We start from the raw sequence: 21,290 nt of genomic DNA, 5'->3' as shown, positions 1-21,290 counted from the left end.
ATTAAACCTCCATTATTTCCTTTTCTTTCTTAGCTAAAAGTTCATCTACTAATTTTATATTTTTATCAGTCGTTTTTTGAACTTCCTCTTGTGCTTTTTTCAAATCATCTTCTGTTATTTCAGAATCTTTTTGCATTTTCTTTAACTTATCATTAGCATCTCTTCTTTCATTTCTAAGAGCTACTTTAGCACTTTCTGCAGTCTTACTAGCAAGTTTAGCTAAATCTTTTCTTCTTTCCTCTGTAAGTTGAGGAATTACTATTCTTATCATTTTACCATCATTAGTCGGATTAAATCCCAAATTAGCAAATTGAATAGCTTTTTCTATACTTCCAAGAGCCGACATATCCCAAGGTTGTATAACTATGCATCTAGGTTCTGGAGCTGATACAGTAGCTACTTGTTTAAGTGGAGTCTGAGATCCATAATAATCCACCATAACTCTATCAAGCATTCCTGGGTTCGCTCTTCCAGCTCTTATTACTCCTAATTCTTCTTTTAAAACAGACATCGTTTTTATCATTTTTTCTTCTAAAACCTTATGAACTTCTAATTTCATTATTTTTCCTCCTCTACTATAGTTCCTATGTTCTTTCCTTGAACCACATCAATTATATTTTTAGAATTATTTAATCCAAATACCCTTATAGGTATTTTATTATCCATACATAAAGAAGTTGCTGTTGAATCCATAACTTTCAAACCTCTTTTAAGAACTTCTATGTATGAAAGTCTATCAAACTTTTTAGCTTCTGAATTTATCATAGGATCACTATCATATACCCCATCTACTTTTTTAGCTAAAAGTATAACTTCAGCCTCTATTTCTGCAGCTCTTAATGCTGCTGCCGTATCAGTTGAAAAGTATGGATTACCAGTTCCAGATGCAAATATGACTACTCTATTTTTCTCTAAATGTCTCATAGCTTTTCTTCTTATATATGGTTCTGCAATTTGTCTCATTTCAATAGCATTTTGGACTCTAGTTGAAACCCCTATATTTTCCAGTGCATCTTGCATAGCTAAAGAATTCATAACAGTAGCAAGCATTCCTATATGATCAGCAGTAATTCTATCCATACCTTCACTAGTTCTACCTCTCCAGAAGTTGCCTCCGCCTACAACTATAGCAACCTCAACTCCCATTTCATGTAATTCTTTTATAGATTGAGCTATTTCATTTACAACCTCATTATTTATTCCAAATTTCATTTCTCCAGCTAAAGCTTCTCCACTTAATTTTAATAGTACCCTTTTATATATAGGTTTATCCATAAACAAAGTCCTCCATTCAATATTCTTCTAAAAAAGAGAACACAAAAGTGTTCTCTTTTTATATTATTTAAGTTGCTTAGCAACCTCTTCTGCAAAGTTTTCTTCTTTCTTTTCTATACCTTCTCCAACTTCAAATCTCATAACCTTAGCTACCTTAATTTCAGTATTCAGCTTAGTAGCAACCTCTTTAACAAGTTTTTCAACCGTTAAATCAGGATTCTTTACGAATGTTTGATTAAGCAGGCATACTTCTTGTAATTGCTTATTCATTCTTCCAACAACCATTTTTTCAACGATTTGAGCTGGTTTTCCTTCGTTTAATGCTTGTTGCTTTAATATTTCTGTTTCATGAGCTATGTATTCTGCATCTACATCATCTCTTGATACATATTTAGGATTCATAGCTGCAACTTGCATAGCTATATCTTTTCCTAAAACTATAACTTCTTCAGAATCAGATGGTGTTTCTAAAGCAACTAATACTCCGATTTTTCCTCCACCATGTATATATCCTGCAATTTGTCCGTTCTCAACTTCAAACTTCTCAAATCTTCTCACATTCAGGTTTTCTCCAATAGTAGATATCTTAGCGTTAAGTACTTCTTGAACAGTTTCTTCTGAATCTATATATTTTTGAGTCATTAAAGATTCAATATCACTGTTATCTGTTTTTAATACAGTAACAGCAACATCCTTAACAAACTTTTTAAAATCGTCATTCTTAGCAACGAAATCTGTCTCTGAATTAACTTCTACTATAACCCCTACTTTATTGTCATCAGACATACACATACCTACTAAACCTTCGGCAGCTATTCTACCTGATTTCTTAGCAGCTTTAGCAAGTCCCTTTTCTCTTAATAAATCTATTGCTTTTTCCATATCTCCATCAACTTCAGTTAAAGCCTTTTTACAATCCATCATTCCTGCACCAGTTTTTACTCTGATTTCTTTTACCATTGCAGCTGTAATTGCCATAAAATCGCCTCCCTATATATTATTAAAGGTAAGGAACCTAGTTCCTTACCAGTTTATTATTCTTGTACTTCTTCTTGCTCTTCTTCTATAGCTTGTCTTCCTTCTACTATTGCATTAGCCATTGCAGCAGTTATTAACTTAACGGCTCTTATAGCATCATCATTTCCTGGAATTGGATAGTCTATTTCTTCTGGATCACAGTTAGTATCAACTATAGCAACAACTGGAATACCTAGTCTGTGAGCTTCTTGTATAGCTATTTTTTCTTTTCTTGGATCAACTATAAATAAAGCTCCTGGTAATTCAGGCATTTCTTTAATTCCATTTAAGTATTTTTCTAATTTTTCTTTTTCATGCTTTAATTTGATAACTTCTTTCTTAGGAAGAACTTCGAACACGCCTTCTTCTTCCATTTTTTCTAATTCTACTAATTTCTTAATTCTGTTTTTGATAGTTTTGTGATTTGTTAACATTCCACCTAACCATCTTTCATTTACATAGTACATTCCAACTCTTTCTGCTTCGTCTTTTATAGCATCTTGAGCTTGTTTTTTAGTTCCAACAAATAATATTGGCTTTCCAGTTTCAGCAACTTCTTTAACAAATCTGTAAGCTTCTTCAACCTTCTTAACTGTTTTTTGTAAATCGATGATGTATATTCCATTTCTCTCAGTAAATATATACTTTGACATTTTAGGATTCCATCTTCTTGTTTGGTGTCCAAAGTGTACACCTGCTTCTAATAATTGTTTCATTGATATAACTGCCATTTACAGCACCTCCTATGGTTTTTTCCCTCCGATCTAGTCATTTTCTTAAAAAACCCTAATAGGCACCTTTTTAAGAATTCTAAATCGTGTGTAATATTTTCGCCTCTGATAGTATAGCATATAGTAATTTCATTTACAATATATTTTTATAGTTTATTTTGTTAATATTTCTATAATTTCTATATTAGATGACCCTTTTTTTATCTTTTTATCCCCATAAACTATTTTTTTGCTAGAATTAATAGAATTTAAAATAACATTAAACCCATATTCATTGTCTATTAATCCATCCTTATATAGGATATCTGTTACTTCATTTCTTTTAGATATTATAATTTTCGATAAAGTATTTATTTTCCAACCATTACTTATGATTCCTTTTTGGGTCAATGAATTTCCAGCTCCATATATATCAAATAACATTAAATTATAAATCATTTTAAAATCTTCTTTATCATATATCAATTCTTTTTCATAAAGAATATCTGCAATTTCATTACAAGTATATCCATTTTTTATATTTATATTCACGAATTCATCTTCAATATTTTTTTTCTCTACTAACTTTTGTTTTTCTTCTATCTCTTTTTTTTCTTTTTCTTTTTGTTTTTCTTTTTCTTTTTTCTCTTCCAAAACACTAGCTTCTTTTGTTTTATCAATGTTTATATTAATTAAAGAAGACGTTAGAAGACCTATTGAAAATCCTATAGCTAATGTAAAAAAAATTATTTTTTGTATATTATTATATTTTTTCATAACATTATCCTTTTTTTAATCTTAAAATTAATTCAACTTCACGAATGCTTTTATTAGTTTTTTTGGCAATTTCTTCTTTTGAAAATCCTAAAAAATTAAGCTTTTCTATTTCAGTAGAATATTCTATATCATTTTCACAAAACTCATCTTTATAATCATTTTGTTTTTTCATATTATCCATTAGTTCTCTTGTATTTTTATCAATTTTTTGCATATGATTCATAATTATTTTATATTCTTTTAATTTTTCAGTGTTACTCTCGTGTTGTCCAAACTGTTTTGAAACTCTAAATAGCAAAAATATACTAACAATACACGTAATCAAAGCTATTATCACAATTACGTAGTTTATGTCCATTTTTTCCTCCTATATTTAAATAAAATCTAATTTTGATTTTATTTTTAATATCGACTTACTATGAATTTGAGATATTCTGGACTCAGATATATTCAAGACCTTACCTATTTCTTTATATGTTAATTCTTCATAGTAATATAGATTAATTATTAGTTGCTCTCTTTCATTTAAAGTATCCAATGCCACTTTCAAATTTTTTATTATATCCTTTTTCAACAATGATTCTTCTGGATTAATATCAGTAGAAATATCTTTTATTTGTATTTTTAAATTTTCACTTAATTCTTCTTCTAGCGAAACCAAATTATATATATTGGTTTCTTCTAATATTTTTAATATTTCTTCATCCTTTTTTCCCAGTTCATTACCGATTTCCCTTATAGATGGCTCTCTACCTAATTTATTTTCTAATTTAGAATAAGTATCCTTCATAAGTTTTGATTTTTGTCTTATAGATCTTGGTATCCAATCTAAATTTCTTATTTCATCTATTATAGCACCCCTTATTCTAACAGATGCATATGTTTGGAATTTTATATTTTTGGTATAGTCATATTTTTCTATAGCGTCTATAAGACCTATGACCCCATAACTCATTAAGTCATCATATTCGATATTAGCTCCATAATAATTATAAAGCCTCCCTGAAATTATTTTAACTAAATTTACATACTCCAATATAATTTCTTTTTTTAATTCATTTTTTTCTTCAAAATTTTTTGATTTTTTATACTGAGCCCACACACCTTCTCTAAGCATCTAAATACACCCCTATTTAATTGTTTAGATTTTTAAAATTTACTTCTCTAAATTCATCATCTTCTAATTCATCTTCCGTCTGGTTATTTAACAAATCTTTCAATTCTGATTCTATAGGAGGTATAGATATATCTATACGTTTTTCACAGACATTAACATTCTTCAGTATAAGATTAAAAAATATTAATAATATTGTATTTATTGATATTGTTAAAGTTAAATACCTATTTATAAATTTTAAAAAACTAATGTGACTAATTAATACATATATTGCACATATAAATAAAATAAAATAATTTATTATCCAAAATACATACCCTTTTTTAAAATTTTTCATACAATGCACACCTTTAGATTATATTATTTTTTTACCTTTTCCTATTGTCTTTATAGATAATTCTGCATTAATACAATTAAACTCTATAGTTCTACCATGATTCCCCAATACATCTTCAGATATAATATTTATTTTATATTCAGACAATATTGATTTCACGGCTTCAACATTCCTTTTGCCTATATTCAAGGTATCACTTTTTATTGATATATTAAACATCTGTGCTCCTCCTGCTATTTTAGCTATCATTCTGTTTTTTGAAGCACCTTGTTTAATCATATCATTTAGCATTTCTTTTAATGCTGTATCTGCAAATTTAGCCTTATTTGAATTATTTTTTATATCCTTGCTATTTGGAAGCATTATATGTGCCATTCCTCCAATTTTTTTTAACTTATCATATAAAACAATCCCAACACATGATCCTAATCCTAAGGTTATTAAAGAATCATACTCTTTTCCTATTTTATAATCCGCCATACCAACTTTTATAAGATTATTCATCCTTTAACACTCCCAGACTCTTAAATAGAACTTTAAAAGAATCCATATCTGGCATCAAGAAAAAATTACCTACAATTTCATTTTTACCTTCTTTTAACCTATTTTCTATTAAAATTATTTTATCGCTAACTTGACCATACTCTATAGCCGGAACACTTAGTATAGACCCTGCCATATCTATACTCACAGATGGTACAGATATATTCACCTTTAGATTAGAGAATGCTGATATGGAATTTATATATGAACTAGCCAATATATTTCCTATCTCTTGAAAAGCAGATAATTCCATGTCATTATAAAACTCATCTTCACATTGTTTCCCAAATAACATACTCAATAGATTATCACTAGATTTTTTGTCCAATATTAAAAGTATAGTTCCATTTATATCTCCATAAAACTCTAAATACACTCCAGCTACTATTAATTCTTCTCCACCCAAAATTTCAACTATTTTTTCTATATCCAATATTTCAATAGAAGGAACCTCCATATCTATCTTAGAATTAATCATTTTAGAAAGAGAAGTAGCTGAGTTTCCTGCTCCTATATTACCTATTTCTTTAAGAACATCTATATATAAATCTTGTAAATTTTCTAATTTAAAATTCATTTTTTAGATTTTCCTCCTCTACTCTCATATTAACGTTTATCCATTATCTAGTACTTTATTAACATCTATCAATATTATTATTTGTTCTTCTATCTTACCAATTCCTTTAATAAATCCATCATTAAAACCTTCATCAACTATAGAATAGTCTATATCATCTTTGTATATTTCTTTTACTTCTGTTGCAGAATCTACTATAAATCCAACTAGCACATCCTCTATCTTATTTACTATAATTCTAGAATCTTTATCATAATCCGAACTTTCAATGTTGAATCTTTTTCTTAAATCTATTACTGGTACAATTTCTCCTCTTAAATTTATAACTCCCTTTACATATGCATTCGCCTTAGGTACCCTTGTTATTTCAATCATTTTTTCTATTGTTTGAACATAATTTATATTAATTCCATAAAATTCATTCTTTAATTTAAAAATAACATATCTTTCTTGAGTATTTTCCACCCTTTTCACGCCCCCTTAAAATAGAGAATTTGTATCTATTATAAGTGCTACACTTCCATTTCCTAATATTGTAGCACCTGCTATAAAATTAATACCACTTAAATATTTTCCTAATGATTTTATTACTATTTCCTGTTGTCCTATAAGCTGATCAACTATTATTCCTAAATCTTTATCTCCTTTTTTAACAACTACAACAGTAGATTCTTCAGAGTATTCTATATTTTCTTTTTGTGCACCTATTACGTCTCCCAAATCTACAAGAGGAAGAGTTTGTTCTCTATATAACACGATATCTTTTCCTTCTACATTTCTTATATTAGTTCTGTCTATATTAGTTATTTCTTTTATATTATTTAATGGTATTGCATATTTTTCATTTCCTACCATAACTAATAATGCTTGAATTATTGCCAGTGTTAACGGTAGTCTTATTATAAACCTAGTACCCATATTAATTTGAGTCTCTAGCTCTACAATACCCCCTAATGCTTCTATCTTTGTTTTAACTACATCAAGACCTACACCACGTCCAGATATATCAGATATTTTATCCGCTGTACTAAATCCAGGAGAAAAAATCAGATTTGCAGCATCTTTGTCATCCATTACAAGGGATTGTTCTTTAGTTATTACACCTTTCTCTATTGCCTTATGTTTTATTTTTTCAACATTTATGCCTGCTCCGTCATCACAAACTTCTATGACAACATTGTTTCCATCTGGATAAGAAGACAGTTTAACTGTTCCAACTTCACTTTTATTTAAAGATTTTCTAATTTCAGGCATTTCTATTCCATGATCTATACAATTTCTTAAAAGATGTATAAGAGGATCTCCAATTTCATCTATTACAGTTCTATCAACTTCTGTTTCTTCACCCTCCATTATCAAATTAATTTCTTTATTTAATTCTTTTGATAAATCTCTTATCATTCTTGGAAATCTGTTAAAAACCCTTTCAATTGGAACCATTCTAACTTTAGTTACAGCATCATGAAGACTTGTAGTTATAGTCTCTAAGTACTCTATTGCTTCATTCATATTTTGAGTCTTAGAAGATATATCAATATCCTCCAATCTAGTTTTTACTATTATCAATTCACTAACTAAATTCATTAAATTATCTAATCTATCAATGTCTACCCTTACTGTCTTCCCTGTTTTTCCCTTTCTTTGTTTGTTTTGTATTTCATTGTTAGTCTTTGTATTGCTAACTTTAGATTCATTTTTATGCTTTATATCAGTCTCAACATTTTTTTCTTCATATTCAATGTCATCATTTATTTTTATATCTACTACTTCTGTTATTTGAACTTCATTTACTTCAGATATATTTTTAAGTCTATCTATTAAAACTTTTTTCTCAGAATGCGTAATAACTGTTATATCAAAAGACTTTGAAAAATTTTCATCTTCTATATCTTCAACACTAGGATTTGAATATATTATTTCTCCATCTTCTTCAACTGATTTAAATACCAAAAATGCTCTAGCTGCTTTTAACATGCAGCTTTCATCTAATGTAACCTTTACATTATATGCATTTAATCCAGTAGCTTTCGCTTTACTTACTACGTCATTTATATAATTGTATCCATCTTCATTTTCTTTATTTTGCATATTCGAATCATTTGATTTTGAACTTTTATTTTCAATTTCATTTATTTCTCTATCTATTACTACTGTTATTTCAACTTCATTTACTTCAGATATATTTTTAAGTCTATCTACTAAAACTTCTTTATCCAAATCTGTAACAACAGTTATATCGAAAGAATTAGAAAAATTTTCATCTTCTATATCTTCAACACTAGGATTTGAGTATATTATTTCTCCATTTTCTTCAACTGATTTAAATACTAAAAATGCTCTAGCTGCTTTTAACATACAGCTTTCATCTAATGTAACCTTTACATTATATGCATTTAATCCAGTAGCTTTCGCTTTACTTACTACGTCATTTATATAATTGTATCCATCTTCATTTTCTTTATTTTGCATATTCGAATCATTTGATTTTGAATCCTCTACATTTCCTATATTTTCTACTTTCTCCAGTCTATTCAATATATTTTCTATAGATTTATCTGATTCAGAACCCTCACTTTCAATATTTTTAACAAATTCTTCCAGTATGTCTAATCCCTCAAATAGTATGTCTATTATATTTGTGTTTATATTTAATTTATTACTTCTTATATCATCAAGCACATTTTCCATTTTATGAGTAAGGTTAGCCATTTTTGTAAATCCCATAGTAGAAGACATTCCTTTTAACGTATGAGCTATTCTGAATATTTCGTTCACTATTTCCATATTAGAATCATCATTTTCTAAATCTAATAATCTTTGGTTTAAATTATCTAAATGTTCCTTTGATTCATCTAAAAACATATCTACATATTGTTCTAAATCAAACATAATCTAAAACCTCCCCATTAATTTATTAATTTCTTTACCTATATCATTAATTGGAATTACTTTATCTGCTAAACCTAAGTTTATAATGCTCTTTGGCATACCAAAAACTACACAAGTTGATTCATCTTCAGCAATAGATATAATATTATTTTTTGATTCTTTTAATTTTTTTAGACCTTTAGAACCATCACTTCCCATTCCCGTCATTACTACCGTTATTATTTTTTTTATATCTATTTCACACAATGAATAAAACATTGCATCTGCAGAGGGTTTATGTCCAGATACTTTTTCTCCATCATCTAATATTATCCTTATATTGTTTCTCTCTTTTTTAAACTGCATATGTCTATTCCCTGGTGCTATATAAACAGTATTATTTCTTAGAAATTCCCCTTCCTCTGCTTCCTTAACATATAAACTCGACATATTATTTAACCTATTCGCTAGTGATTTCGTAAATCCCGCAGGCATATGCTGAACAATAACTACAGGAGAATTTATTTCACTAGCTAAAGTAGATATTACAGTTTGTAAGGCTCTAGGACCTCCTGTGGATGTAGCTATTGCTATTATATTATCTATGTTATCTCTTTTATTTAAGTTTTTATTAGAATCATATTTAACATTATCAATGGTTTTAATTTTGTAATTATAATTTTTATTATATTGTTTAACCTTAGATGCTATTTTAACTTTATCTATAACCAAATTTTTTATATCCTCATTATTTATTTTGAAAATATTAGATGGTTTAGTTATAAAATCAACTGCACCTAATTCTAATGCCTTTATAGTTAAATCCGCTCCATTTTTTGTAAGGCTACTTAACATAACAACAGATGTAGGTTTTTTTAGCATAATCTGTTTTAATGTATCAATTCCATCAATAACTGGCATCTCAACATCAAGTGTTACAACATCAATTTCATTTTTCATTAATTTTTCAATAGCTTCTTTGCCATTTCTTGCAAAATCTACAACCTCTATTTCTTTATCTGTAGATAAAATATCTTTTAAAAGTTTTCTTATAAATGCCGAATCATCAACTATCAATACTTTTATTTTATTCATCTTAAATCAATCCTTTTTGCCTTAATATTCTTTGCTGTCTAAATATATAAGCTACTATATAATCGCGAATATTTTTGGATAATTCTATGAACTTAAGGCTAATTTCAAACTGTTCTAAATTTTTTTCATATACATTAGACCTTATTACTTGTGATTTTATGGTTAATTCTTCATCATCTATAATCAATTTGCATATTACTACTGTATTTAACTCTAATCCAGCATCAGATATAAATTTAAGCCCACCTTCACTTAAATCTTTTGTATATCCATTAGCCACAAAGTTTTCTTTATAATAGACAGAAATTTTATTGCTAATATGCAATCTATAATAATTTCTTCTTTGCTTTATTTTAGTTTCATTAACTTGCTTTATTTTTATATACGCAATTTTTTCATTATTCCTATATACTACATTAGCATCAAAACAATAAATGCCTTTATCTTTTACACTATAAATAATACTTACTTTACTACCTTTAGGTATATTTATTAACTTCCCTTTATATATTGGCATAGCTACTATATATTCATCTTCAGAGGTTATTTCCATCAATTGACTTATTAAATTTTTATTAATATCTATATATCCATCTATAACTTTAATCTCTAGTTTATCTCCTACTTCAAAAAAATTTTTATATTTCATAAAAATATTTACCCCCCTAAAAATAAATTAGACAGTCTATTTATAAAATTGTTGAATTTATTTGTGTTTTCTGTATTTCCTAATAATGAATCACAAATATTTTCCACATTTTTACTTGCTAAGCAGTTGGGTGAATCTAACATAAAAGGAACTTGCTTTTTTACTGAACTTCTAACACTTTTATCATCACTTATATATCCTAAATAATTTATATCGTTATTCAAAAACCGTTTTGCTACCATCTCCATTTTTTTAAATGTCATTTCTGCTTCTTTTTTATTATCAGCTCGATTTATAACCATGTTTATTATTTTTTCATTTGTTTTTCTTGTAATTACTTTTATTAACGCATATGCATCAGCTATTGATGTAGGTTCAGGAGTAGTTACTACAATAACTTCTTGAGCCGCTAGTACAAATGACATTACTGATTTTGATATTCCTGCTCCTGTATCAATCAATATAAAATCAACATATTCTTTCAAATAAATCATATTATTTAATATTTTGTTAATTTTATATATTGGTAAATCAGCAACCTCACTAATTCCAGCTCCTCCAGAAATTATTTTTATTCCTAGGGGGCCATCTACCATAATATCTTCTATTTTTATATCATCTTCTATCAAATCTATAAAACCATATCTTATGTCTATTCCTAGTAAAATTTCTATATTAGCAAGTCCCAAATCGGCATCAATTACCAATACCCTATTTCCTTTTTTCTTTAATGCCAAAGCTAAATTTAATGTGAAGTTTGTCTTGCCTACTCCACCTTTTCCACTAGCTATACAGATAACTCTAGGATTTTTGTTTGAATCTTTATTATTTTCAGCCAAGTAATTGTATTTGTTTTTTTTCAAAATAGCGCTTCTAAGTTTAGAGGCTTGATCCACAGTCTCTCCCCCCCCAAATATCATCAACTATTTTTTCAATATCAAATTCTTCTATATCATCCGGAACATTTTGGCCATATGCTATATATTTTATTTTATTTCCAAAATGATATAGTATATCCAATATAACTCCGGTCCTAGATGTTTCATCTATTTTTGTTATTATAATTTTATAGTTTTCCAAAAAACTATAGTTTTCTATAATTTCTTTTATATCTTGTATATGCCAATTAGCATTTAAAACCAAAAAAATATTTTTTTCTTCAAAGCAATTTATAAATTGTTTTAACTCTTCCATATGTTCTTTATTTTTATGACTTCTACCTGCAGTGTCTATAAATATTATATCTTTATTTTTTAACCTCTGTATAGAGTAAGAAACATCATCTAAATCATATGCCACTTCAAGAGGAGCATTTAATATATCTGCATATGTTTTCAACTGATCGACAGCAGAAATTCTATATGTATCAAGGGTTAAAAAACCTACTTTTTTATCTTTCTTTAAAACCTGTTTTGAAGCAAGTTTTGCTAAAGTTGTAGTCTTTCCAACACCTGTAGTACCTACAAATATATTAATTTTAGAATCAAAATCAATACTTTCATAATCTTGATTCTTAAACTTTTCAATAAAATATGTTTTTATATATTTTATGAAATCGTCATCATCAAAATGTTTATCACCTATATTACTTAATATATCTTCAATTAAATCCTTAGATAAACCTACAGTTTCTAATAAATCATAAATTTTTTTTAAGTTATCTTTATTAACATCATTATTTAAATTAATATCAACCTTATTGTTTATTTTCATCATCATATTTTTTAATTCTTGTATTTGATTATTTATTTCACTTACATCTTTTTCTCTACTGTAACTATCTATATTATATTCTTTTTTAACTTTACTAGTATATTCTTTCTTAGTTTTATTTGGCTCTTGTGTACTTTTATTTAATAGTTCTGCTTGTGGATGTTCAAGTGTAGACGTTTTATTATCTATGATTTGTTTTTCTAATGCAGCCAGAACTTCCACCTTTTCCTTGCTTGAAATTCCAAATATACCTTTTATCTTTATTTTTTTAGTGTGTATTATTACTGCATCATCACCTAATTCATCTCTTACTTTCTTTATTGCTTCTTGGGCATTATCTGCAACAAATTTCTTGATCTGCATATTATATACTCACCGTCCCAACAGATTGTATTTTGACTTTAGGATCTATTTCATTGTACGAAAGAACTATTATATCATCGCTAATTTGATCTATAAATCTTTTAAAATATATTCTTATAATAGGAGCGGTTACTATTATGGGCTGTTCTCCTATTGATAATAATTTTTCCACTTCTTTACTTAAACTTTCTATCAATCTTTGAGAAATATGTGGATCTAAAGCTAAATAATTGCCTGTTTCTGTTTGCTGTATAGAGTCCATTATTACTTGTTCTAAATTAGTATCTAAGTTTATAACTCTAGCTTGATTGTTAGATATAAATTGTTTTGTAATAGATCTAAATAAAGACTGTCTTACGTATTCTGTTAATGTATCTGAATCTTTAGTTAAAACCCCATAATCCCCTAACGTCTCTAAAATTGTAGCTAAATTTCTTATAGATATACCTTCTTTTAATAAATTTGATAAGATTTTTTGAATTTCTCCTAATGAGAATAAACTTGGTATAACTTCATCCACTAAAGCTGAATTAGTTTCCTTTAGATTATCTATTAACATTTTGACTTCTTGTCTTCCTAATAATTCATATGTGTACTTTTTTATAACCTCTGTTAAGTGGGTAGATATTATCGACGGAGGATCTACAACTGTATATCCAAATATTTCTGCCTTTTCTCTTTCTTTTTCATCTATCCATTTAGCAGGAAGTCCAAACGCAGGCTCTATAGTATCAATACCCTCCACATCACCTTCTGCAACTCCTGAATTCATAGCAAGATAATGATCAAACATTATTTCCCCTCTAGCCATTTCTACCCCTTTTATTTTTATAATATATTCATTAGCTTCAAGCTGTATATTATCTCTCAATCTTATCATAGGTACAATAATTCCCATTTCAAGCGCACATTGTCGCCTAATCATAACCAATCTATCAAATAAATCTCCTCCTTGAGACTTATCTGCAAGAGGTATTATTCCATAACCAAATTCAAGTTCAATAGAATCAACTTGTAACAAAGGCAATACATTTTCGGGTTTTCTTATATCCTCTATTTCATCACTAATTTCATCGCCTTGTTTTTGAGAATCTATATCGTCGTCTTCTTTATTTTGATTTAATTTTCTCAAATTAATACCTATACCCACAAATACTATAGATAAAATGAAATATGGAGTAAATGGTAGTGGTGTTAAAGACAAAGAAAATAAAACCCCTGCTATTATATACATTATTTTAGGTTCTTTAAAAAGTTGACTTATAACATCTTTTCCTAGATTTGTTTCAGATGCTGCTCTAGTAACAACTATACCTGTAGCTGTTGAAATCAATAAAGCGGGTACTTGAGATACAAGTCCATCTCCAACCGTTAACAGTGTATATCTAACTACAGCTTCTTGAATTGAAAGTTTTTGGAAAACTATCCCCATAACAAAACCTGCTAGTATATTAATAATCGCTATCATTATACCTGCTATAGCATCTCCTTTTACAAACTTAGATGCACCATCCATAGCTCCATAAAAATCAGCTTCCATTTGTATTTTTTTTCTTCTATCTCTAGCTTGTGTTTCATCTATAAGACCTGAATTTAGATCTGCATCTATTGCCATCTGTTTTCCTGGCATAGCATCAAGTGTAAATCTTGCTCCTACCTCTGATACTCTCTCCGCTCCTTTAGTTATTACCATAAATTGAATTATAACAATTATAATAAATACTATAAAACCAACTAATGCATTTCCACCCATCACAAAATTACCAAAGGCTTCTATTACATTGCCAGCACTACCTGTTCCCAATATATATCTAGTACTAGTTATATTAAGTGCCAATCTAAACAATGTTGTAATTAATAGTAAGGATGGAAATACTGAAAATTCCAAAGCTTCTTTATTATATATAGCAATCAAAAGTATTAATAATGATAAAGATATATTTAAACTTAATAATATATCAAGCATAAATAAAGGTACTGGTATTATTATCATTAAAATTATACCTATAATGCCTAAGGTAACGATAATATCTCCTGATTTTTTCACTTTAACCACCCTATCTAGTCACATTTTTTAACGAATATACATAAGCCAGTATTTCTGCTATTGCTTCGTATAACTCATGAGGTATTGTATCTCCTATATTTGCAGTTGCATATAACTGCCTTGCCAACGGTTTGTTCTCTATTATTGGTACATCATTTTCTCTACCTTTTTCTTTAATTTTTAAAGCAACCATATTTTTTCCCTTTGCAACCACATATGGTGCATCACTTTCATTTTCATCATATTTTATAGCTACAGCAAAATGAGTAGGATTAGTTATTATAACATCAGCCTTAGGAACATCTTGCATCATTCTTCTCATAGCAGCTTGTCTTTGTTTTTCTTTTATTTTTGATTTTATTTGTGGGTCTCCTTCTGACTGCTTATATTCCTCTTTAATTTCTTGTTTTGACATTTTCAAATTTTTATTATGCTCATATAATTGGTATAAATAATCAAATGCGGACAATACTAAAAGATATATTGACAATTTTATACCAAGATTAAGTATTAAATCTAAAAGATTATATGAAATTTGAAATTTATTTAAATTCATACTTTTAAAAATATATACTATGTTTTTTTTCATATAATTGTAAGCTATTACTGCTAAAATCAATATTTTAAAACTTGATTTACCAAATTCAAATAAAGCTTTTATAGAAAACATCCTTTTAAAACCTTCTATAGGATTCAATTTGTCAAATTTAAATTTTAAATTTTCAGTTGTAAATAAATTTCCAACTTGAGCTTTGCTACTTATAATTGCTACGATTGCATTTATAAGTACTATTGCAAACCCTATTTTTAATGCAAAATAAAAAATATACATTAATACTTTATATCCTATTAACGTATTGTTAAATTCAATATCAAAAAAATTGTTTTTGAAAAATAAAATACTATTATAAAAATTAGATATTATATATTTACCCAAGTATTTTAAACTCAATAAAGAAAATAACAATGTAAGTGCTGAAGTTATTTCTTTACTTTGGACTACCTGTCCCTTTTTCCTAGCATCTTGCTTTTTTTTAGAAGTAGCTTCTTCTGATTTTTCTCCTGAAAAAAGCTGCAGATTTATACGTATATAACTCATCTATCTCATCCTTGGAGTATTTTTGTAATATTAAATATAAATTTATACATGTCCTTAAATATAGTTTCCATTATAGGTTCATAATATGGAAATACAATAGAAATTATAAATAATCCCAATATTACTTTAATGGGCATTCCAACAACAAAAACATTCATCTGAGGCATAGTTTTAGCTAATATACCCAATATTAGATTTGTAGATAGTATTATTATAGTTGTAGGTATTGATATTTTAATTGCCATAATAAATATATAATTGAATATATCTATTACAAACTTTAAACTATTAGAATCTAAGTTGATATTACTATTAATAGGCATTACATAAAAACTGTTGACTAAAGCTTTTATTAAATAATGATGCCCATTAATTATTAGAAATATCAATGTAGCTATTATATAAATCAAATTCCCCGTAATAGGTACTTGAAATCCATATTGAGGGTCTACTACACTTGCCATACTAAACCCTAAATCTCTGTCTATAAAAGATCCAGCTAAGAAAAAAGTAGAGAACACTATAAAAGCTATAAATCCTATAACTAAACCTATTATCAACTCTTTTATTGCTAAAAATAATATCTGCAAAAATGTCATGTATTCCAAATTAGAACTATCTATAAATGGTAATACTATATAAGCTAATATTATTGAAAATCCTAATTTAAAAATATTCGGAAGGTTTTTCCTTCCGAATACAGGTGATGCTATAAATAAACCTATACACCTTGCTAATATTAGCATGTACACATTTATATAATTTAATATTTGGTTTAAAACATCATTCATATTATCATCTCTTTTATTTCATAAACTTGTCAAAATTCAAAAATAAATTCTGAGTAAAATTAACTATAGTACTTATCATCCAATGTCCTAATAAAGCTAATGCCAAAAATGTAACTACAATTTTAGGTATAAATGACAAAGTAGCTTCCTGTATTTGCGTTGTGGCTTGAAATATACTTACCAATAGACCAACTATAAGACTTATTATCAATATGGGAGCTGATAACATTAAAATCATAGTTAAAGCCTGTTGCCCTAAATTAACAGCAGAACTTACATCCACTTTTTCACTTCCCTTTTATTTAAAACCTAATACAATAGATTTAACTACCAAATTCCAACCATCTACCAGTATAAATAACAATATCTTAAATGGAAGAGATATCATTACAGGAGGTAACATCATCATACCCATAGACATTAATGTACTTGCAACAACCATATCTACAATTATAAAAGGTATAAAAAGAACAAAACCCATCTGAAAACCTGTTTTAAGCTCACTTATCAAAAAAGCGGGAATAAGAACTCTGTTTGGAACATCTTCCACTTTTAAATCATCTGTTTTTTCTATCTTTGCTATTTCAAGAAAAAGCAAAACGTCTTTTTCTCTAGTTTGCCTAAACATAAAATTTCTTACAGGTTCCATACCTTTTTCAAAAGCTTCTTCTTGACTTATCTGTTGATTAAAATAAGGATTTAACGCATTATCATAAATTTCAGTTCCAACTGGAGCCATTATGAAAAATGTTAAGAATAAAGCAAGTCCAATTAAAACTTGAGTAGGTGGATTTTGTTGAGTTGCTAAAGCATTTCTCAAGAAAGATAAAACTATTATTATTCTAGTAAACGAAGTCATCATTATTATTATACTAGGCAATAACGAAAGAACTGTAAATAATAATATTATCTCAACAGTACTACTCAAATTTCCAGGATCTGTCGTTCCATTTATCTGTAATGAAATATTAGGTACTTCGGGTTGTCCCCAGGTTAAACTTGTTGTACATAGAAAAGCTATAACAACAAAAAAAATTTTTTTAAAATTCTTCACTTATATCATCCTTATTCTCAAAAGTATCTATTTTAGTGAACTTATCTTGAGAAATCCCTATTAAATATTCTCTATTTTTATATGTCATTAAAATCAACTCTTTATCTTTATTTACGAAGAGTCTTTCTTTTATTTTAATACTCTTGTTTTTGTTAATAAGCTCATTTTTTTTAGCTAAATATTTAGATGTAATATGAGCCAAATAAAGTATTATTACAAAAATACATATATACCCTAGTATTTTTATAATTGCGTTGATTATATCCATATTTTTTATCCTAAAACCTTTTTAACTGCCTCTAGTACTCTATCCGCTTGGAAAGGTTTAACTATAAAATCTTTAGCCCCCGATTGAATAGCTTCAATTACCATAGCTTGTTGCCCCATAGCAGAACACATTATTATACTAGCTGACGGATCTATTTTTTTAATTTCTTTAACAGCTTGTATACCATCTACTTCAGGCATTGTAATATCCATTATTACAAGTTCTGGTTTCAACTCCTTATACTTTTCAACTGCCTTTAATCCATTTTCAGCTTCACCAACGACTTCATAACCATTTTTAACCAATATATCCTTAATCATCATTCTCATAAAAGCTGCATCATCTACTAATAATATACTTCTTGACATTTCAAAATTCCTCCTTTAAATTACTACACTCTTTTACTTTTATTTATTATATTGACCTTAATCTTTTTTCAGGTTTTATAATATCAGTTATTCTTATACCATAATTTTCATCTATAACTACAACTTCTCCTTTTGCCACTTTTTTAGAATTAACTAATATATCTAATGGTTCTCCTACTAACTTATCTAGTTCTATTATTTTACCTGGAGAAAATTCTAATATATCATCTATACTTTTTTTAGTTCTTCCCAATTCTACAGTTACATTTAATAATACATCCTTAATTATATCTATATTTTCAGGCATATTATTTGAATTCACATTTTGAGGTTCAAAGCTCTCAAATTTCACTGGTTGAACATTTACAGGAGACTCAATATGTTGTTTATTGTGATTATAAGTATTTTCTTGAGTCACATTAGATACTTCTTGAACATAACTATTGTCAGTAAAAGTAGGTTCATTATTATTACTACTATTAACTTCTTCATTTGATGATAAATCGTCAGAATCCCCATATAACATATTATCAACCAAACTCTTAGCAAAGTCAATAGGTAGAAGTTGCATTATATTACTATCCACTAAATTACCTATAGTCATTTTGAATGAAATTCTCACTATTTTTTCATCATTTTTCATAAATTTAAAATCATAATCTTTATTAGATAAATTCACCTTATAAACTTTAGGTGGACTTATATCTATTTTTTTCGATATCATATCCGATAGTGCAGTAGCAGAAGAACCTATCATCTGATTCATAGCCTCACTTATAGCACTTAAGTGTATCTCATCTAATTCCCCAGGAAGATTAGTTTCTCCATCTCCACCCATCATAAGAGAAGTTATTACTTTAACATCTTCCTCTTTTAAAACCAATAAATTACTTCCACTTAGCCCCTCTTTATATCCTACTTCAACAGCAACAAATGGTAATGGATATTTACTTGCCATTTCATTTAAAGTAACAATATCTACAGTTGGAGTAGTTATGCTTACCTTCTGACCTATCAAAGTGAATAAAGTTGTAGCAGAAGTTCCCATACTTATATTTCCAATTTCTCCAACAGCATCTTTTTCTATATCATTTAATAAAATTTTATCTTTATCTGTACCTTCAGAAGAAACTTCTTCTAAGCTCCCCTTTAAAAGAGCATTGATTTCTTCTTGTGACAGCATATCATTCATCATAATTATCATCACCCTTTTCAATGACTTGTCTTATCTTTACAGCATACTTATTTTTTTTAGTACCTGGAGAACCTTTAAATTTTAATTTATCTGAAATTTTTATATCTAACTGTTCATTAACTTCTTTTCCTAAATTTATAATATCACCTATTTGAAGGTTTAAAAATTCCTCGACTGTTATATTCGTTTGAGCTAATTCAGCAATTACATCTAAATCTGCTTTTTTTATCCTTTTTTCTAATACTACTTTTTCTTCTGGTGTTATTTTTTTATTATTGGAAGAAGTTGAAAACCAAAACTTAGTACTCAACTTTGGCAAAATAGGTTCTAAAACAATATGTGGTATACAAATATTTATAAGACCTTCAACTTCTCCAATTTTAGCTTTTAGGGTTATTAAAGCTACAGTTTCATTAGGAGAAACAATTTGTGCAAATTGTGAATTAGTTTCTATTTTGTCAACTTTAGGGGAAAGTTCTATTACATTCTCCCACGGCTCAATAAAAAGTTTTATAATTTGTCTAAGTAACTTAGCAAGTATAGTGATTTCAATTTCTGTAAAGCTTCTTATTTCTCCTTGATAGTTTCCATCGCCTCCCAATATCCTGTCTATAATGCAAAATGAAAGTCCTGTAGATATTTCATATAGCATTTGTCCTGGTAAAGGGCTTAAATCAATAATGGACAACATAGCTGGATTAGATATTGAGTTACTAAATTCATAGTAGGATAGTTCTTCTACCGAAAGCACCTCTATTTGGACATAACTTCTTAAATATCCAGATAAAAAAGTATTTAACAATCGGGAATAGTTATCATGTATTATATGAAGAGTTCGCAATTGATCTTTTGCTAGTTTTTTAGGGCTCTTGAAATCATACTTTCTTATTTTTTTCTCTTTTGTATCTTCTTGAATTTCTTCAACATCTACTTCTCCAGTGTTTAAAGCATCCAGCAAAGCATCTATTTCACTTTGCGATAATATTTCAGACAACTACTCCACCTGCCTTTATTGAACTATATAATCTGTAAAATATACATTTTTTATAGATTTTAAATCTAAGTTTATGGATAAATTCGATATTAATTCTCGCTCTAATTTATCTAACCCTTCATTACTAGTCATTTTTTCAGGATCTTGAGATATTATTACTTTTAATATACTATCTCTTATTATAACATTTTTTTCTGTCATTATTTCCACCTCATTTTCATCCGTACATTCTATTACAATCTTCCCTTTGAAATAATGGTTTGAATCCCCCATATTAGTAGAAAATTCACCAGCATCATAATTGAATGTTTTCAAATTTTGCTGGGATTTATCTAAATCTTTAAAATGTACGAAATATAGTGTGGCTCCAAATATTAATAAAGATATTATAAATCCTATGATTGAAAATATCATAATTTTTTTTGTATTCATC

Annotated in this window: 26 protein-coding genes; all 26 read right to left on the bottom strand. The window is 27.7% G+C overall.

Annotation, left to right across the window (positions count from 1 at the left end; translation table 11 throughout):
* Position 1 precedes the first annotated feature (1 nt).
* The 26 genes from frr to WJW32_RS09345 all read right to left on the bottom strand — a co-directional run bounded on the left by frr (position 2) and on the right by WJW32_RS09345 (position 21,289).
* Positions 2 to 559 (bottom strand): ribosome recycling factor, encoded by a 558-nt coding sequence (gene frr / locus WJW32_RS09470; protein WP_340257679.1) that lies wholly within the window; start codon positions 557 to 559, stop codon positions 2 to 4.
* Complete coding sequence (gene pyrH, locus WJW32_RS09465; protein ID WP_340257678.1) at positions 559 to 1,275, bottom strand: UMP kinase; 717 nt, start codon at positions 1,273 to 1,275, stop codon at positions 559 to 561. Before pyrH ends, frr begins: the two co-directional genes overlap by 1 nt.
* A 63-nt stretch (positions 1,276 to 1,338) precedes the next feature.
* Positions 1,339 to 2,253, bottom strand: coding sequence for a translation elongation factor Ts (tsf, locus tag WJW32_RS09460; RefSeq protein ID WP_340257676.1), 915 nt, complete (start codon positions 2,251 to 2,253; stop codon positions 1,339 to 1,341).
* Positions 2,254 to 2,309: 56 nt separating this feature from the next.
* Positions 2,310 to 3,023: a 30S ribosomal protein S2 gene (gene rpsB / locus WJW32_RS09455; RefSeq protein WP_340257674.1), complete on the bottom strand. Its 714-nt coding sequence runs from the start codon at positions 3,021 to 3,023 to the stop codon at positions 2,310 to 2,312.
* A 153-nt stretch (positions 3,024 to 3,176) separates the two neighbouring features.
* On the bottom strand, positions 3,177 to 3,779 hold the full coding sequence (locus tag WJW32_RS09450; protein WP_340257672.1) for a hypothetical protein: 603 nt from the start codon (positions 3,777 to 3,779) through the stop codon (positions 3,177 to 3,179).
* 4 nt (positions 3,780 to 3,783) lie between these two features.
* Positions 3,784 to 4,137, bottom strand: a complete 354-nt coding sequence (locus WJW32_RS09445) for a hypothetical protein (protein WP_340257670.1) — start codon at positions 4,135 to 4,137, stop codon at positions 3,784 to 3,786.
* 15 nt (positions 4,138 to 4,152) lie between these two features.
* Complete coding sequence (locus tag WJW32_RS09440) at positions 4,153 to 4,896, bottom strand: sigma-70 family RNA polymerase sigma factor (protein ID WP_340257668.1); 744 nt, start codon at positions 4,894 to 4,896, stop codon at positions 4,153 to 4,155.
* 16 nt (positions 4,897 to 4,912) lie between these two features.
* Positions 4,913 to 5,233: a hypothetical protein gene (locus WJW32_RS09435; protein ID WP_340257666.1), complete on the bottom strand. Its 321-nt coding sequence runs from the start codon at positions 5,231 to 5,233 to the stop codon at positions 4,913 to 4,915.
* An 18-nt stretch (positions 5,234 to 5,251) separates the two neighbouring features.
* Positions 5,252 to 5,737 (bottom strand): chemotaxis protein CheD, encoded by a 486-nt coding sequence (locus WJW32_RS09430; protein WP_340257664.1) that lies wholly within the window; start codon positions 5,735 to 5,737, stop codon positions 5,252 to 5,254.
* Entirely contained in the window at positions 5,730 to 6,353 is a 624-nt protein-coding gene (locus WJW32_RS09425) for a chemotaxis protein CheC (protein ID WP_340257663.1), read from the bottom strand. The genes WJW32_RS09430 and WJW32_RS09425 overlap by 8 nt, the downstream gene beginning before the upstream one ends.
* Before the next feature lie 36 nt (positions 6,354 to 6,389).
* The gene (locus tag WJW32_RS09420; RefSeq protein ID WP_340257661.1) at positions 6,390 to 6,818 is read right to left on the bottom strand and encodes a chemotaxis protein CheW; all 429 of its coding nucleotides are present in this window, start codon (positions 6,816 to 6,818) and stop codon (positions 6,390 to 6,392) included.
* Between the two features lie 15 nt (positions 6,819 to 6,833).
* Complete coding sequence (locus WJW32_RS09415) at positions 6,834 to 9,242, bottom strand: chemotaxis protein CheW (RefSeq protein ID WP_340257659.1); 2,409 nt, start codon at positions 9,240 to 9,242, stop codon at positions 6,834 to 6,836.
* Between the two features lie 3 nt (positions 9,243 to 9,245).
* A complete protein-coding gene (locus WJW32_RS09410) occupies positions 9,246 to 10,316 on the bottom strand; it encodes a protein-glutamate methylesterase/protein-glutamine glutaminase (RefSeq protein ID WP_340257657.1) in 1,071 nt (356 codons plus the stop codon).
* 1 nt (position 10,317) lies between these two features.
* Positions 10,318 to 10,965 (bottom strand): flagellar brake protein, encoded by a 648-nt coding sequence (locus tag WJW32_RS09405; RefSeq protein WP_340257655.1) that lies wholly within the window; start codon positions 10,963 to 10,965, stop codon positions 10,318 to 10,320.
* Between the two features lie 8 nt (positions 10,966 to 10,973).
* A complete protein-coding gene (locus tag WJW32_RS09400) occupies positions 10,974 to 11,861 on the bottom strand; it encodes a MinD/ParA family protein (protein WP_340257654.1) in 888 nt (295 codons plus the stop codon).
* The gene (flhF, locus tag WJW32_RS09395; RefSeq protein WP_340257652.1) at positions 11,845 to 13,041 is read right to left on the bottom strand and encodes a flagellar biosynthesis protein FlhF; all 1,197 of its coding nucleotides are present in this window, start codon (positions 13,039 to 13,041) and stop codon (positions 11,845 to 11,847) included. The genes WJW32_RS09400 and flhF overlap by 17 nt, the downstream gene beginning before the upstream one ends.
* A 1-nt stretch (position 13,042) precedes the next feature.
* Entirely contained in the window at positions 13,043 to 15,034 is a 1,992-nt protein-coding gene (flhA, locus tag WJW32_RS09390) for a flagellar biosynthesis protein FlhA (protein ID WP_445330232.1), read from the bottom strand.
* Positions 15,035 to 15,098: 64 nt separating this feature from the next.
* Positions 15,099 to 16,187: a flagellar biosynthesis protein FlhB gene (flhB, locus tag WJW32_RS09385; protein WP_340257649.1), complete on the bottom strand. Its 1,089-nt coding sequence runs from the start codon at positions 16,185 to 16,187 to the stop codon at positions 15,099 to 15,101.
* Positions 16,188 to 16,192: 5 nt separating this feature from the next.
* A complete protein-coding gene (gene fliR / locus WJW32_RS09380; RefSeq protein ID WP_340257648.1) occupies positions 16,193 to 16,978 on the bottom strand; it encodes a flagellar biosynthetic protein FliR in 786 nt (261 codons plus the stop codon).
* A 13-nt stretch (positions 16,979 to 16,991) separates the two neighbouring features.
* Positions 16,992 to 17,261 (bottom strand): flagellar biosynthesis protein FliQ, encoded by a 270-nt coding sequence (fliQ, locus tag WJW32_RS09375; protein ID WP_340257646.1) that lies wholly within the window; start codon positions 17,259 to 17,261, stop codon positions 16,992 to 16,994.
* 15 nt (positions 17,262 to 17,276) lie between these two features.
* Complete coding sequence (gene fliP, locus WJW32_RS09370) at positions 17,277 to 18,032, bottom strand: flagellar type III secretion system pore protein FliP (RefSeq protein WP_445330228.1); 756 nt, start codon at positions 18,030 to 18,032, stop codon at positions 17,277 to 17,279.
* Positions 18,019 to 18,300 (bottom strand): hypothetical protein, encoded by a 282-nt coding sequence (locus WJW32_RS09365; protein WP_340257645.1) that lies wholly within the window; start codon positions 18,298 to 18,300, stop codon positions 18,019 to 18,021. The genes fliP and WJW32_RS09365 overlap by 14 nt, the downstream gene beginning before the upstream one ends.
* Positions 18,301 to 18,305: 5 nt before the next feature.
* Positions 18,306 to 18,668: a response regulator gene (locus WJW32_RS09360; RefSeq protein WP_340257643.1), complete on the bottom strand. Its 363-nt coding sequence runs from the start codon at positions 18,666 to 18,668 to the stop codon at positions 18,306 to 18,308.
* A gap of 46 nt (positions 18,669 to 18,714) precedes the next feature.
* Complete coding sequence (gene fliY, locus WJW32_RS09355) at positions 18,715 to 19,863, bottom strand: flagellar motor switch phosphatase FliY (protein ID WP_340257642.1); 1,149 nt, start codon at positions 19,861 to 19,863, stop codon at positions 18,715 to 18,717.
* Entirely contained in the window at positions 19,853 to 20,857 is a 1,005-nt protein-coding gene (gene fliM / locus WJW32_RS09350) for a flagellar motor switch protein FliM (protein ID WP_340257640.1), read from the bottom strand. Before fliM ends, fliY begins: the two co-directional genes overlap by 11 nt.
* A 15-nt stretch (positions 20,858 to 20,872) precedes the next feature.
* Positions 20,873 to 21,289 carry a flagellar basal body-associated FliL family protein gene (locus WJW32_RS09345; protein ID WP_340257639.1) on the bottom strand — a complete coding sequence of 139 codons (417 nt, stop codon included), beginning with the start codon at positions 21,287 to 21,289 and terminating at the stop codon, positions 20,873 to 20,875.
* Between the last annotated feature and the right edge of the window lies 1 nt (position 21,290).

Origin of the sequence: Tepidibacter sp. Z1-5, from assembly GCF_037844525.1 — a bacterium.
Lineage (GTDB): Bacteria > Bacillota > Clostridia > Peptostreptococcales > Peptostreptococcaceae > Tepidibacter_A.
The sequence above is the reverse complement of the archived record's forward strand: the minus strand, read 5'-3'. Positions and strand labels throughout refer to the sequence as shown.